At 61.7% G+C, this 13,175-nt stretch carries 15 protein-coding genes and 1 tRNA gene; 9 read left to right on the top strand and 7 right to left on the bottom strand.

Features of this window, described 5'->3' with window-relative positions; translation table 11 throughout:
• The first annotated feature begins 71 nt into the window (after positions 1 to 71).
• Positions 72 to 866, top strand: coding sequence for an inositol monophosphatase family protein (locus tag BC443_RS00660; RefSeq protein ID WP_071229910.1), 795 nt, complete (start codon positions 72 to 74; stop codon positions 864 to 866).
• A 120-nt stretch (positions 867 to 986) separates the two neighbouring features.
• On the opposite strand, the gene BC443_RS18975 is transcribed toward BC443_RS00660, so the two are convergent.
• From BC443_RS18975 to queA, 7 genes are all read right to left on the bottom strand, one after another.
• Entirely contained in the window at positions 987 to 1,181 is a 195-nt protein-coding gene (locus BC443_RS18975) for a hypothetical protein (protein ID WP_247643183.1), read from the bottom strand.
• 73 nt (positions 1,182 to 1,254) lie between these two features.
• Positions 1,255 to 2,457 (bottom strand): AI-2E family transporter, encoded by a 1,203-nt coding sequence (locus tag BC443_RS00650; protein WP_083387141.1) that lies wholly within the window; start codon positions 2,455 to 2,457, stop codon positions 1,255 to 1,257.
• A gap of 264 nt (positions 2,458 to 2,721) precedes the next feature.
• Positions 2,722 to 3,627, bottom strand: a complete 906-nt coding sequence (gene secF, locus BC443_RS00645; RefSeq protein WP_071229907.1) for a protein translocase subunit SecF — start codon at positions 3,625 to 3,627, stop codon at positions 2,722 to 2,724.
• Between the two features lie 12 nt (positions 3,628 to 3,639).
• Positions 3,640 to 5,487 (bottom strand): protein translocase subunit SecD, encoded by a 1,848-nt coding sequence (secD, locus tag BC443_RS00640; protein ID WP_071229906.1) that lies wholly within the window; start codon positions 5,485 to 5,487, stop codon positions 3,640 to 3,642.
• 105 nt (positions 5,488 to 5,592) lie between these two features.
• Positions 5,593 to 5,925: a preprotein translocase subunit YajC gene (gene yajC / locus BC443_RS00635; RefSeq protein ID WP_071229905.1), complete on the bottom strand. Its 333-nt coding sequence runs from the start codon at positions 5,923 to 5,925 to the stop codon at positions 5,593 to 5,595.
• Positions 5,926 to 6,030: 105 nt separating this feature from the next.
• Positions 6,031 to 7,149 (bottom strand): tRNA guanosine(34) transglycosylase Tgt, encoded by a 1,119-nt coding sequence (gene tgt, locus BC443_RS00630; RefSeq protein ID WP_071230003.1) that lies wholly within the window; start codon positions 7,147 to 7,149, stop codon positions 6,031 to 6,033.
• Between the two features lie 219 nt (positions 7,150 to 7,368).
• Complete coding sequence (gene queA / locus BC443_RS00625; RefSeq protein ID WP_071229904.1) at positions 7,369 to 8,406, bottom strand: tRNA preQ1(34) S-adenosylmethionine ribosyltransferase-isomerase QueA; 1,038 nt, start codon at positions 8,404 to 8,406, stop codon at positions 7,369 to 7,371.
• A gap of 134 nt (positions 8,407 to 8,540) precedes the next feature.
• On the opposite strand from queA, the gene BC443_RS00620 reads away from it, so the two are divergent.
• The 8 genes from BC443_RS00620 to BC443_RS00585 all read left to right on the top strand — a co-directional run.
• A tRNA-Leu gene (locus BC443_RS00620) sits at positions 8,541 to 8,627 on the top strand.
• Between the two features lie 369 nt (positions 8,628 to 8,996).
• Positions 8,997 to 9,236 (top strand): hypothetical protein, encoded by a 240-nt coding sequence (locus BC443_RS00615; RefSeq protein WP_071229903.1) that lies wholly within the window; start codon positions 8,997 to 8,999, stop codon positions 9,234 to 9,236.
• A gap of 168 nt (positions 9,237 to 9,404) precedes the next feature.
• Positions 9,405 to 9,590, top strand: a complete 186-nt coding sequence (locus tag BC443_RS00610; RefSeq protein WP_139284217.1) for a hypothetical protein — start codon at positions 9,405 to 9,407, stop codon at positions 9,588 to 9,590.
• 199 nt (positions 9,591 to 9,789) lie between these two features.
• Entirely contained in the window at positions 9,790 to 10,401 is a 612-nt protein-coding gene (locus tag BC443_RS00605; RefSeq protein WP_071229901.1) for a tetratricopeptide repeat protein, read from the top strand.
• 356 nt (positions 10,402 to 10,757) lie between these two features.
• A complete protein-coding gene (locus tag BC443_RS00600) occupies positions 10,758 to 11,384 on the top strand; it encodes an NUDIX domain-containing protein (protein WP_071229900.1) in 627 nt (208 codons plus the stop codon).
• A gap of 105 nt (positions 11,385 to 11,489) precedes the next feature.
• Positions 11,490 to 11,936 carry a DUF1249 domain-containing protein gene (locus tag BC443_RS00595; RefSeq protein ID WP_071230002.1) on the top strand — a complete coding sequence of 149 codons (447 nt, stop codon included), beginning with the start codon at positions 11,490 to 11,492 and terminating at the stop codon, positions 11,934 to 11,936.
• A complete protein-coding gene (locus BC443_RS00590; protein WP_071229899.1) occupies positions 11,936 to 12,658 on the top strand; it encodes a phosphodiesterase in 723 nt (240 codons plus the stop codon). The genes BC443_RS00595 and BC443_RS00590 overlap by 1 nt, the downstream gene beginning before the upstream one ends.
• 140 nt (positions 12,659 to 12,798) lie before the next feature.
• A partial coding sequence (locus BC443_RS00585) for a phosphoadenosine phosphosulfate reductase family protein (protein WP_170835830.1) occupies positions 12,799 to 13,175 on the top strand: 377 nt, incomplete at its 3' end.

The raw sequence follows: 13,175 nt of genomic DNA, 5'->3' as shown, positions 1-13,175 counted from the left end.
GCTTCTGTTAGACTGCGCGGCGTTCTTTAACAGCTCTCGACTCCGCTCTCGATTTCCCCAAGGCCAGATCCATGCATCCGATGGTTCAATATGCGCTGCGTGCCGCTCGCAGTGCCGCTGAGCAATTCGTACGTATCCGTGACCGTCTCGAGGTCAACCATGACGAGCAGGTAACTGCCGGTCTGCTCGAGGATACGGCACGCAACGCCGAAACGCTGATCGTGCATCAGCTCTCCCGTGGTTATCCGCAGCACGGCATTTCCGGTCGCTATACGCCTTACCGCGAAGGCAAGGGTACCGACAAGGACACCGTCTGGCACATCGAGCCGATCCACGGTGAATCCAATCTCGGAGTGGCGAGCCGCCAGTTCGCGATCTCGATGGTATGCCTGGTCAAGGGGCGTCCGGAACACGCGGTGGTCGTCTCGCCGTTCAGCGACGACGAGTTCCTGATCAGCCGCGGTCGTGGCGCCCAGGGCAACGGCAAGCGTATGCGTGTCTCCAAGACCGTCAGCGTCAATGGTGCCCGAGTGGCACTGGCATGGCCGACGCTCGAGGCACGCTCCCAGTGGCTGCCGCAATATCTCACCGTGGTCGAACGCCTCGGCCCCCAGATCGATACCCTGACGGGCACGGGCTGCGCGCTGCTCGACATGATCGAATTCGCCTCCGGCCGTGCCGACGCGATCTTCGTTCTCGGGCTGGAAGAGCAGGACCGCCTGGTCGGCTCGCTGCTGCTGAAGGAAGCCGGTGCGTTGACCGGCGCCATCGACGGCTCGCCCAGCGTCGAAGACGGCGGCAGCCTGATGGCCGCCGGCCCGCGCCTCTACAAGGCACTGGCGCAGCAGCTCAAGGCCAGCGTCTAGGCTAGCGGTCTCGGTCGGCAAGCTTCGTCACCAGGCGAATCACCAGAAAGCGCCCTGTCGGGTTATCCCGGCAGGGCGCTTTTGCGTTGGGGTTGAGTCGCGAGTTCCGGTCCGATCGAATCAGGGCGTCAATGCCACCATCGAATGGGGGCGGGTAAGCAGACTGCCCACGACGAACGCGATCATGCCGAAGGCGAGCCCGGCATAGATCGGCGAGTTGGCGAGCAACCCATCCTTGAGCATGAAGCCGATCGCATGCTCGCCGAACGGCTGGGTATCAGTCAGCCGAGCGTGGTGCGCAAGTTGAGACGTCACGGTCTTCGGCTCGAACGGTAGCGCCCCGGTCGTTCTCGCAACGATGAACCGGCGCAATGAGCCCGTGACGAGGCTAGCGGCTGATATCCGCATTGGCGTCGGCGTTCGTGCTCGCCGCCGCTCGCATGCCCCTCGAATCGTCTCGGCGTGTGGCGGAGGAGCGGCTCGTGGCGGCCGGTCTGCGCTTGCCGTAGCCCCAGCGCTCGGCTTCCGACGGGGCATCCGGGGCGCTGTCGTCATGCAGCCATTCCCGCCAGCTGGCGACCAGCAGCGCCATCAGCACCGGGCCGACGAACAGGCCGACGATCCCCATGGTTTTCACGCCCCCCACGAGACCGAAGAAGGTCGGCAGAAACGGGAGCTTGATCGGGCCGCCTACCAAACGCGGGCGCAATGTCTTGTCGACGACGAAGAGTTCGAAAGCGCCCCAGATGAACAGTCCGATGCCGTTGGCCATGTGTCCGGTTGCCAGCAGATAGAGCGAGACCAGCGTGAACGTCAGCGGCGCGCCACCGGGCACCAGCGCCATGAACGCGGTGATGACGCCGAGCACGACCGGGGACTGAATGCCGGCGATCCAGTAGGCGGTACCGAGCACCAGGCCTTCGCCGAGGGCAATCAGGCCCATGCCCATCACGGTCGAACTGATCGTCGCCGGCACCACGCGCGAGAAGCGCTGCCAGCGCGCCGGCAGTACCCGTTCGCCGACGATGTCCAGCTGGCGCGCCATGCCGGCGCCATCCCGGTAGAGAAAGAACAGCGTGATCAGCATGAACAGCAGGGTCAGCGCCAGATGCAGCGCATTGCTGCCAAGAGCGAGCACCCAGCGGGAAATGTTGCCGATATGCTCGCCGCCTACCAGTTGAATCAGAGACTCCGGCGCGTGGGGTTCGGCCAGGGACGCTTGCCACTGCTCGGCCAGCCAGGTTCCGATGCCCGGAAGAGATGCAACCCAGGAGGGCGTCGGAATGCCGCGCTCGTTGGCGACCATCAGCCAGCCGACCCAGCCCTTCAGTTCCTGGAAGGCGTAGGAGCAGGCGAGCACCAGGGGGATCACCAGGCAGAGAATGATCAGGCCCAGCGCGATGCTGGCGGCCAGGGCCCGGCGCTGGCCGCAACTCGCCAACAGCCGCTGATAGAGCGGCCAACTGGCGACGCAGATGATCAGCGCGGCCAGCACGGGAATCAGGAAGTCGATGAAGAAGTAGACGCCGGCGATCATCACCAGCACGAGAAGCCAGCGGGCGACGCTGCTGTCGGCAAAGATGGGGGCCATGAAAGACTCGTGAACGTGACGAAGGAAACCGGTTATCCGGGCGAAATCGAACAGCATGCCAGTCGGCAGCGAATCATCATACCTCACGGGATTCGATTCGCACTTATCGGCGTGCCGGGAAGCCATGGGTGCAGTTGACTAAACGCCTCGACCGGCAAGGTTTCAGGAAGGGTTTCAATAGGGTGGGCGTAAAAAACCCCTCCGAAGAGGGGTTTGCGAGGCTGTTGCCGAGTTGCCGATGAGGCGCTTTGCGGGCCTTCCGGCTCAGGGCAGCTCTTCTTCGACCTCTTCCTTCTTCACCGGGATCAGGTCCTGGCGTTCCAGCTTGAACACGATCAGCAGCGCCGCGGCGACATAGACCGAGGAGAAGGTGCCGGCCACGATCCCCAGGATCAGCGAGATCGCGAAGTTGTGGATCATGTCGCCGCCGAGGAAGAACAGCGCGAACAGCACCAGCAAGGTGGTGCCGGAGGTCGCCAGGGTGCGCGACAGCGTCTGGTTGATGGCTTCGTTGAAGATCTGGGCCAGATTGTCGCTACGGGACAGGCGGATGTTCTCGCGAATCCGGTCGTAGACGATGATGGTGTCGTTCAGCGAGTAGCCGATGACCGCCATGATCCCCGCGAGCACCGTGAGATCGAACTCCCACTGGAACAGCGCGAACAGTCCCAGCACGATCAGCACGTCGTGGCCCAGCGAGATGATCGCGCACAGGGCGAACTTGTACTGGAAGCGGAAGGCGACGTAGACCGCCACGCCGGCCAGCGCCACCAGCATGCCCAGGCCACTCTGGTCGCGTAGCTGGTCGCCGACCTGGGCGCCGACGAACTCGGCGCGAACCAGATCGATCTGGGCGCCGCTGCTGCTCAGTGCCGAAACGACCTGATTGCCGACGTCATTGCTGAAGGTCTGTTGCAGGCGTACCAGAATCTCGTCGGCGGCACCAAACGTCTGTACCGAGAAGTTTTCGAAGCCGCTGTTGGCCAGCAGCGTACGGATGTCGTCGAGCGACGGTACCGCGGCATAGTGGAGCTCGACGACCGTACCGCCGGTGAAGTCGAGACCGAGATTGAGGTTCAGCAGGGCCAGGGCCGCTATCGATACGATCGTCAGCACGATCGAGACGATGAAAGCGATGCGGCGCTTGCCCATGAAATCGAATTGGCGCATTGCTCGCGTCTCCTAGATCCACAGTTTCTTCACCGGCTTGCCGCCGATGGAGAGGTTGACGAGGGCACGCGACACCAGGATGCCGGTGAACATCGAGGTCAGGATGCCGAGCGACAGCGTCACGGCGAAGCCTTTCACCGGGCCGGTGCCGATCGAGAACAGCACCACCGCGACCAGCAGCGTGGTCAGGTTGGCGTCGACGATCGAGGTGAAGGCGCGGCCGTAACCGGCATGAATCGCCTGCTGCGCCGGTGTCTTGCGCCTGAGTTCTTCTCTTATGCGCTCGTAGATCAGCACGTTGGCATCCACCGCCATGCCGAGCGTCAGCACGATGCCGGCAATGCCGGGTAGCGTCAGCGTGGCGCCCAGCAGCGACATGGCCGCGATCAGCAGCACCAGGTTGACCGCCAGCGCGGCGTTGGCGATGACGCCGAAGGCCTTGTAGCGGATCAACATGAACGCCACGACCAGCAGGCCGCCGACGATCACCGAGAAGATGCCGCGCTCGATGTTCTGGGCGCCAAGGCTAGGTCCGATGGTGCGTTCCTGAACGAAGTAGATCGGGGCGGCGAGCGAGCCGGAGCGCAGCAACAGCGCCAGTTCGCTGGCTTCGGTCGGCGAGTCCAGGCCGGTGATGCGGAACCGGTTGCTGAGCGCACTCTGTACCGTCGCCAGGCTGATGATGCTGCGGCTCGTCGTCGGAATACGCTCCTGGACCTGCTGCCCATCCTTGGTAACGGTGCGCATTTCGGTGCTGTGATCGATATACAGCACCGCCATGTTGCGGCCGATGTTGGTGCGGGTCGCCTGGTTCATCAACGAGCCGCCGGTGCCGTCGAGGTTGATGTTGACCTGCGGGCGGCCGTTCTGGTCGAAGCCCTGGCTGGCGCTGGATACGCGGTCGCCGGTGATGATCACGTCACGCGACAGTACCGCGGTGCGCTGCGGGCTGTTGCGGAACGGGAACGTCTCGGTTTCGGCATCCGGCGTGTCCGGGCGTGCCTCGAGGCGGAACTCCAGGTTGGCGGTGGCGCCGACGATGCGCTTGGCCTCGGCGGTGTCCTGCACGCCGGGCAGTTCCACTACGATGCGGCTCGGGCCCTGGCGCTGGACCAGCGGCTCGGAAACCCCGAGTTCGTTGACGCGGTTGCGGATCGTGGTCAGGTTCTGCTGGACCGCGTAATCCTGAATGTCCTGGATCGACTGCTCGGTCAGCGTCATGTCGAGGAACGCGCGGCGGCCCTCTTCACGATTCTCCAGCTGGAACTCGTTGAACGTCTGGCTGATCTGCTCGCGGGCGGCATCACGGTCTTCGCTGTTGGCGAATTCGAGATGCAGGGCGTTGTCGTCGATGTCGGTAGACCGATAGCGGATGCGCTCGTCGCGAAGATCGGCACGGATGGCGCTTGCCGTTGCCTCGAGTCGCTGTTCGACGGCGGCATCCATGTCGACTTCGAGCAGGAAGTGCACCCCGCCACGAAGATCGAGACCGAGTTTCATCGGTGCCGCGGAGAGGCTGGTCAGCCAGGACGGCGTGGAATCGGCGAGGTTGAGCGCCACGGTGTAGTCGTCGTCGAGCGTTTCGTCGACCACATCGCGGGCGGGAAGCTGCTGTTCGGCGTCGGCGAGCCGAATCAGGGCGGTGTTGTTACCGGTCATCGCTGCCGATTTGACCTGGATATCTTCCTCGGCCAGCGCCCGGGTAACACGGTCGAGCTGCTGATCGCCGAGAGAACCGTTGGTCGTGCTGATCTGGACGGCGGGGTCCTGTGGGTAAAGATTGGGTAACGCGTAGATGACGCCGACAACACAGACGATGAGTATCAGCAGATACTTCCACAGGGGGTAACGATTGAGCATGGAAGCCCTGTCCTTTCAATCAATGACGATCTGGCGACGATCGTCGTGCGAAGAGTGTCGCAAAAAGAGATGGCTGCCGATGGGAAGCATCGGCAGCCAGGAGCGTTACAGCGACTTCAACGTGCCTTTAGGGAGAACGGAGGCCACGGCGCTCTTCTGAACGCTGACGATGGTGCCCTCGGCAATCTCCATGCTGATGAAATCGTCGGTCACGTTGGTGATGCGGCCGAGCAGCCCGCCACCGATCACGATTTCGTCACCCTTGGACAGGTTGGTGATCAACTTCTTGTGTTCCTTGGCGCGCTTGGACTGCGGGCGCCACAGCAGGAAGTAGAAGATCAGCACGAAGCCGACCAGCATGATGATCTGGGCAATACCACCGCCGGCAGGGCCGCCCGCCTCCTGGGCGTGAGCCGCAGGGATGAAAAAGTCCAGCATGGATGTATCTCCGAAGGTTGTGTAGGGAAATGGTCGTGTAATGAAACCGTTACCTGGATGAGACTGACGAAACGACATGCCGGCCGACGGCCGGTTTGAATCCTGTCAATCGACCCCGGGCGGCACGGGCAGTCCGCGTCGCCGGTAGAATTGTGCTACGAAGTCGGCCAATGTACCCGCTTCGATAGCCCCGCGCAAACCCGCCATCAGGCGCTGATAGTAGCGGAGATTGTGAACCGTATTGAGCATCGAGCCGAGCATTTCGCCGCACCGATCCAGGTGGTGTAGATAGCCGCGAGAAAAGTGCTGGCAGGTGTAACAGTCGCAGTCGGCTTCCAGCGGGTTGGTGTCGTGGCGATGGGTCGCGTTACGAATCTTGACGGTGCCGTCGGCGGTGAACAGGTGGCCGTTGCGGGCGTTGCGGGTCGGCATGACGCAGTCGAACATGTCGATACCGCGACGTACGCCTTCGACCAGATCCTCCGGCTTGCCGACGCCCATCAGGTAGCGCGGCTTGTCTTCCGGCATCCAGGTCGGCAGATAATCCAGTACGCCGATCATCTCTTCCTTCGGCTCGCCCACCGAGAGGCCGCCGATCGCCAGGCCATCGAAGCCGATCTCCAGCAGCCCTTCGAGCGAGCGCTTGCGCAGGTCGGGGTACATCCCGCCCTGAACGATGCCGAACAGCGCCGACGGGGAATCTCCGTGCGCGGCGCGAGAGCGGGCCGCCCAGCGCAGCGACAGTTCCATCGATTTCCGCGCCTCGTCTTCGGTGGCGGGGTAGGGAGTGCACTCGTCGAAGATCATCACCACGTCGGAACCCAGCGAGCGCTGCACTGCCATCGACTCTTCCGGCCCCATGAAGACCTTGGCGCCGTCCACCGGCGAGCGAAAATGCACGCCCTGCTCGGTGATCTTGCGCATTGCCCCGAGCGAGAACACCTGGAAGCCGCCGGAGTCGGTCAGGATCGGCTTTTGCCACTGGGAGAAGTCATGCAGGTCGCCGTGGGCCTCGATCACCTCGGTGCCCGGCCGTAGCCACAGGTGGAAAGTGTTGCCGAGGATGATCTCGGCGCCGATCGCCTCGACATCCTTAGGCGTCATGCCCTTGACCGTGCCGTAGGTACCTACCGGCATGAAGGCCGGCGTTTCCACCGTGCCGCGCGGGAAGGTCAGCCGGCCGCGACGGGCGCGACCTTCCTGGCCCAGTCGCTCGAATTTCATGAAGCATTCGTCTCGCATGGTGTCTCTCTTGATTTAACGCGCCCGAATCCGCGCGATTTAACGCGCCCGAAGCCGCGCGCAAAGCCTGTGATATGGACGCGCCCGAGGCCGCGCGCAAAGCCTGTGACATCGGCGCGCCTGACATCGCGCGCAAAACGTGTATGGTTCAGTTGCGTCTTATGACAACGCGCCCGAAGCCGCGTGCAAAGCGTTTGTGGATCAGTTGGGCTGGCGAGTCAAAAACATCGCATCGCCATAGCTGAAGAAGCGGTACTGCTCGGCGACGGCTTCCTGATAGGCACGCATCACGGTCTCGTAGCCGGCGAACGAGGAGACCAGCATCAACAGGGTCGACTCCGGCAGATGAAAATTGGTCACGAGCGCATCCACGCAGCGCCAGCGATAGCCGGGGTAGATGAAGATATCGGTCTCGCCGCGGTAGGGTACCAGTTCACCGCTTTCGCTCTGGCTGGCGGTTTCCAGGCAGCGCACGCTTGTCGTGCCGACGGCGACCACCTTGTTGCCGGCCGCGTGAGCGCGGTTGACCTGCTCGCAGACCGATTCATCGACTTCCAGCCACTCGCTGTGCATGTGATGTTCGCGAATGTCGTCGACGCGCACCGGCTGAAAGGTGCCGGCGCCGACATGAAGCGTGACGAAGGCCGTCTCGACACCTTTGGCGCGCAGGGCTTCCATCATCGTCTCGTCGAAGTGCAGCCCGGCGGTGGGGGCGGCCACGGCGCCTTCGCGGCGGGCATAGACGGTCTGGTAGCGCTCGCGGTCCGTCAGTTCGTCCTCGCGGGTGATGTATGGCGGCAACGGCATGTGGCCGTGCTGCTCGAGTAGGGCGATCAATGGTGTCTCGCCCAGGAAACGCAGTTCGAACAAGGCGTCTCGGCGGCCCTCGACGACGGCATGTATATCGCCCTCGAAGATCAGCTCCGTGCCTGGCTTGGGCGATTTGCTCGAACGCAGATGAGCCAGCCCGCGATGGGCGTCCAGCGGGCGTTCCAGCAGCATCTCGACCTTGCCGCCGCTCGCCTTCTGGCCGAACAGGCGTGCTGGAATCACGCGGGTATCATTGAATACCACCACATCGCCGGGTTCGAGCCTCGACAACAGATCGGGGAAGCGAGCATGTTCCAGCGCACCGGATTCACCGTCGACGCACAGCAGGCGACAGTCGGTTCGCTGTTCGGAAGGGTAACGAGCGATCAGCTCGTCGGGCAGATCAAAATGAAAATCGGCGCGCTGCATGGCGTAGGTCGCGTATCGGCTCGAATCAGGATGGTCGGGTAGCGTTCGAAAGGGCGCCATCATAAAGCACCCGACCGATTAAGTCAGCGTGGTGATTGACGCCGGGCCAAGCGTCCGTATAATGCCTCCCCGCTGCCGGCGTGGCGGAATTGGTAGACGCAGCGGATTCAAAATCCGCCGCTGGAGACAGTGTGTCGGTTCGAGTCCGACCGCCGGCACCATTCCAACCCTTCAATTGCTCTCTATTTATCCTTTCCTCATGAGAGCGATATGAGCACTCGAACCTGTAGGCTGAAGTGACACATATCGTGACGCTCGCCTTCCTTCGCCGCGACTGTGACACATTCAGATTTCTCTCTTCCCATCCGATGACTTTTCCCGAACCCGGCTTCAACCGCTCTTTTCATATCTCTGTGCAAGAGCTGAGCATCTTCAGCGCGCGCATGAAGTTGCCAAAGTCCTCCTGAGCTACTTGGCTGCCCTGGTTATATTGAAATAGCCATCCTCGCGGAAAGTAAGATCGCAACCAGGAAGTTTGTGAGCTATTGAGCTATACAGAGTGGCAGATTGCTTATCAGGCAGGAGGCCATATGACTCGTACAGCACGTATCGAACCCATCAAGGAAGAAACACAAGAGAGCATTATCGTGTCTGGCTGGCGCGTGGTAGACGTCACGGATCCCAATGGGAAGCGCGAGATTTCTCGGCATGAGACCGAGCCGCAAGCTATTGAAGCCGCTCGCAATTACGAACGCGAGACTTCCAGCGAGCCTGGATCACAGCCGGACGATACTCAGGACTACGACGGTTCGGAACTTCCTCGCGACTAGCTATGAGGCATGATGGCTAATATCCCAGCATCGGCAATTCGGCGATGTTTTGTTGATGCCTCATAAGACCCGATCCATGACGAATGGCGCAGCGCCAATCGATAACGCGGTGTGGTAGGTTATCAAGAGTCAGGCTACGGAGATTACAGGGTGATACTCTCGTACCCCATGATTCTTGGTTCGATTACCCTACCTGCTTTGGCGGTCGGCTTCATTACCTATGGCGTCAGCAGCCAGGTGCATGGAGATTCGGATATCGCATTTCACAGCAGCATATTGGCAGCTCTCCTGGCGATCGTCTCGATATCCATAGCGCTGGTGATTTTTCACGGGTTTGGTTTCATCGGTTTGTAATGGAACCCTAACCAAGTGCCAGTCATACCTTTCGTTCTGCGACTAAAACCTTATAGAGATAAATTCAAACGCTCGTTAGATTGCGGCTACGGATCTTTATGGAGCGATGTCGATGCGACAGCCGTGGCGGCAGGGCCCTCAATCCTTATTTCCTCGTTATCGATGGAGACATTTCCCGAAGCTTTCGAGATGGCTGGTCATGACACCGCTGCTCGGTTTGATCTGGGTAACGGTGGCGGTCGCGCAAATGCCGGATTCAACGCTGTTTTCGCTGATGCAGCGGTGGGGCAACGTCGAATATCAGATGCAGGGCGATGCGCAGTTGAAGGCGTTCGAGGACCTTGCCGACGAAGCCGATGCGTTGGCCCGCAGCCAGCCTGAGAATCCCCATGTCTTGACGGCTCAGGGCGTCGTCCTGGCCTCTTTCGCCAAGGCGAAGGGCGGGCTGGGGGCGCTGGATCTGGCCAAGCGGGCTCGCACGGTGCTGGAAAAGGCGATCTCCCTCGACCCACAGGGGGAAAGTGGCTCGGCTTACGTGACGCTGGGCGCGCTCTACCAGCATGCCCCGGGCTGGCCGATCGCTTTCGGAGACTCGGACAAGGCCCGGGAGCTCCTGCACAAGGCGGTCAGCATTCGTCCCGATGGAATCGATACCAACTTCTATTACGCCCAGTTCCTCGAGGAGCAGGGTGAGGCTGCCGAGGCGTTGACGTACGCCAAACGCGCCGTCGATGGCCAACCTCGGGCCGGCCGTCCCTCCGACGAGGCGCTGCGGCAAGAGGCCGGGCGCTGGCTGGCCGAGCATCAGTAAGCGCTACCCAGTGCAGAGCGGCCTTGAGAAGCGGCCCAGGCCGATAGTCCAGCGCGCGCTTTCGTTGATCTATTCATCCGAGCGATCCTGTCATCCGAGCGATCCTGTCTGGTGGCGTCTCCTGTTCGATGGTGTCGTCGCCGATCCGCCTGATTGGCGCGAACTTCCGTGAGTTCTGATTGAAGCAGGTGCTAGCCTGGCTTCCGCGTGAAACCTGCCGCATCGCACGGAAGTGTTGAAGCCCCCATCATGGCTGCCGGAAATGCCAACTGCCGGCGAAACAGGACGGCAGCGGTTGGAATCGGTTCGCGGTGCCGCAATAATGAGGCTCCTGTTCCCAGGCAAGGAGCCGCGACATGGATCGTGAGATCGACCGGGTCAATCGTTTCGATGCCAAGGATATCGAGCGACTCGAAGATCAATCGCTGTACTCGGGCTTCTTTGGCCTGGAGAAGCGTCGCCTGCGTCATCGTCGGTTCAATGGCGAGTGGGGCGAGGCCATCGATCGAGAAGTTCACGTTCGCCGGGATGCGGTCGGCGTACTACTCTACGATCCGATTCATGACCATGTCGTGCTGGTCGAGCAGATCCGCGCCGGCGCTTTGGACGATCCGATCTCGCCGTGGAAGCTGGAGCCGGTCGCCGGACTGGTGGAGCCCGGCGAGACACCGGCGGATGTCGCGCGCCGCGAAGCGCAGGAAGAAGCGGGTTGCGATATCGGTGAACTGATCGAGCTCCATCGCTATTATCCGAGTCCTGGCGCCTGCACCGAGCAGGTCACGCTGTTCTGTGGCCTGATCGACAGCACGGGGCTCGGCGGCATACACGGCGTCGAAAACGAACACGAAGACATTCTGGTTCACGTCATGTCGTTTCCCGAGGCATGGGATCGACTGATGGCGGGACAATTGGACAATGCCATGGCGTTGATTGGCTTTCACTGGCTGGCACGCGAGCGCGCCACACTGAGAGCCAAGGCCTGAAGCGAGAGTCGGTAGCACAGCAGTGGCGGCAAGTCGTCGACGATCACCTGCGGCTGCGCCGGACACTCGAGCTGACTGGAGGCCGTCATGCGCCAGGAGAACACCATGAGAAAGACCGCTTACGTCACCGATCTCAAGACGCTTCAGGCGGAGTGCAGCAGCAATTATCTGCGGCTGTGCCGTCTCGTCATGGATATGGAGCCGGGTGACATCAAGGAAGTGCCGCTGGCGGGCGAACACGCACGCTTCGGTACTCTGTGGTTCGAGGTGCTCGAGCAGGCGCCGTACACCACGGTTGCGCGGGTTTCCCAGACCGGCGTGCTGGACAGCTTCGTCGATTCGCCGCGGATGACGGTGCATCTCTACCACGATGCGGACATGGCGGAAGTGACCGACTTTCAGCGTCAACGCCATTTCCAGGGTCGCTATCGCTATCCCAACCCGCAGATGCATCAGCCCGATGAAAAATTGCAGCTCAACCGCTTTCTGGGGGAGTGGCTGCAGCATGGGCTGGCGCACGGTCACGCCGTCGACGTACCGGAAACGCCTTGATGCGCCTGATCCAGATCACCGATTGTCACCTGTTGGCCGACCCTCGAGGCACGTCGCGCAAGGGGTTTCCGCTGCGCCAGTTGCAGGCGGTCGTCGAGCGCGCCAGGGCGCTGCGGCCCGATATTCTGCTGGTCACCGGCGATATTGCCGAGGATGAGACACCTGCTGCCTATCGCCACGCCAGCCAGGCCTTCGCGGCCGTGGGGTGCCCGTGGTTCTGGATCCCCGGCAACCACGATCAGCCGGAGCTGATGGAAGAGTGCCAGCCTTTTCACGAAGAGCTCGATCTCGACGGTTGGCGGGTGTTGTTGCTGAACTCTCGGATCAGCGGTCAACCCGGCGGAGAATTGGGGCAGGACCAGCTGCAGCGGCTGGCGTGGCAGCTCGAGGCGGACGATCGCCCGACGCTGGTCGCGCTGCATCATCCGCCGCTGGATATCGGTTCGGTGTGGATGGACGCCATCGGTCTGAAGGACCGGGACGCGCTGTGGCAAACGCTCTCGCCCTATTCGCAGGTCAAGGCCTTGATCTGTGGTCATATCCATCAGGCGTTTGCCGCCTGGCAGGGCGTCGTGGCCGTCTATGGGTGTCCGTCGACCTCGGATCAGTTCCTGCCGAAGAGCCACGAGTTCGCGATCGACGAGGCGGCGCGGCCCGGTTTACGTGTCGTCGATCTGCGCGGCGAGTCGTTGTCGACCTGGATCGAACGCGTCGATCTCTAGCTGTTTATAACCAAAAACGCTTTTTGGATCATCTTTGATTCTTTGACGTTATTACCGAAGTCTCGCTAGGGTTGACTCCCAGAGAAGCCCATATTCTGTTTTGCCATCTGATTTCAGAGGGCGACCGTGAGACATCGACCATGACAGCTCCTATCGTCAGCGCTCAGCGCCAGACCCATCTCAAGCAGCTCGAAGCCGAGTCCATCCATATCATCCGCGAGGTTGCCGCCGAGTTCGGCAATCCGGTGATGCTTTACTCCATCGGCAAGGACTCCTCGGTGATGCTGCACCTCGCACGCAAGGCGTTCTATCCCGGGCCGCCGCCGTTCCCGCTGATGCACGTCAACACCACCTGGAAGTTCAAGGAAATGATCGAGTTCCGCGACCGGATGGCCGCGGACGTCGGGATGGAGCTGATCGAGCACATCAACGAGGAAGGTCGCGCCGCCGGCATCAACCCGTTCGACCACGGCAGCGCCAAGTACACCGACATCATGAAGACCCAGTCGCTCAAGCA

Source organism: Salinicola sp. MIT1003 (assembly GCF_001858555.1).
In the GTDB taxonomy this organism is placed as follows: domain Bacteria; phylum Pseudomonadota; class Gammaproteobacteria; order Pseudomonadales; family Halomonadaceae; genus Salinicola; species Salinicola salarius.
Note: the sequence above shows the minus strand (reverse complement) of the source record. Positions and strands in the feature narration are given on the sequence as shown.

What these genes read in the sequence shown, in the direction of transcription:
- BC443_RS00660 (WP_071229910.1), top strand. Translation starts at nt 72, where the DNA reads ATGCATCCGATGGTTCAATATGCGCTGCGTGCCGCTCGCAGTGCCGCT.
- BC443_RS00650 (WP_083387141.1), bottom strand. Translation starts at nt 2,457, where the DNA reads ATGGCCCCCATCTTTGCCGACAGCAGCGTCGCCCGCTGGCTTCTCGTG.
- secF (WP_071229907.1), bottom strand. Translation starts at nt 3,627, where the DNA reads ATGCGCCAATTCGATTTCATGGGCAAGCGCCGCATCGCTTTCATCGTC.
- secD (WP_071229906.1), bottom strand. Translation starts at nt 5,487, where the DNA reads ATGCTCAATCGTTACCCCCTGTGGAAGTATCTGCTGATACTCATCGTC.
- yajC (WP_071229905.1), bottom strand. Translation starts at nt 5,925, where the DNA reads ATGCTGGACTTTTTCATCCCTGCGGCTCACGCCCAGGAGGCGGGCGGC.
- tgt (WP_071230003.1), bottom strand. Translation starts at nt 7,149, where the DNA reads ATGAAATTCGAGCGACTGGGCCAGGAAGGTCGCGCCCGTCGCGGCCGG.
- queA (WP_071229904.1), bottom strand. Translation starts at nt 8,406, where the DNA reads ATGCAGCGCGCCGATTTTCATTTTGATCTGCCCGACGAGCTGATCGCT.
- BC443_RS00615 (WP_071229903.1), top strand. Translation starts at nt 8,997, where the DNA reads ATGACTCGTACAGCACGTATCGAACCCATCAAGGAAGAAACACAAGAG.
- BC443_RS00610 (WP_139284217.1), top strand. Translation starts at nt 9,405, where the DNA reads ATGATTCTTGGTTCGATTACCCTACCTGCTTTGGCGGTCGGCTTCATT.
- BC443_RS00605 (WP_071229901.1), top strand. Translation starts at nt 9,790, where the DNA reads ATGACACCGCTGCTCGGTTTGATCTGGGTAACGGTGGCGGTCGCGCAA.
- BC443_RS00600 (WP_071229900.1), top strand. Translation starts at nt 10,758, where the DNA reads ATGGATCGTGAGATCGACCGGGTCAATCGTTTCGATGCCAAGGATATC.
- BC443_RS00595 (WP_071230002.1), top strand. Translation starts at nt 11,490, where the DNA reads ATGAGAAAGACCGCTTACGTCACCGATCTCAAGACGCTTCAGGCGGAG.
- BC443_RS00590 (WP_071229899.1), top strand. Translation starts at nt 11,936, where the DNA reads ATGCGCCTGATCCAGATCACCGATTGTCACCTGTTGGCCGACCCTCGA.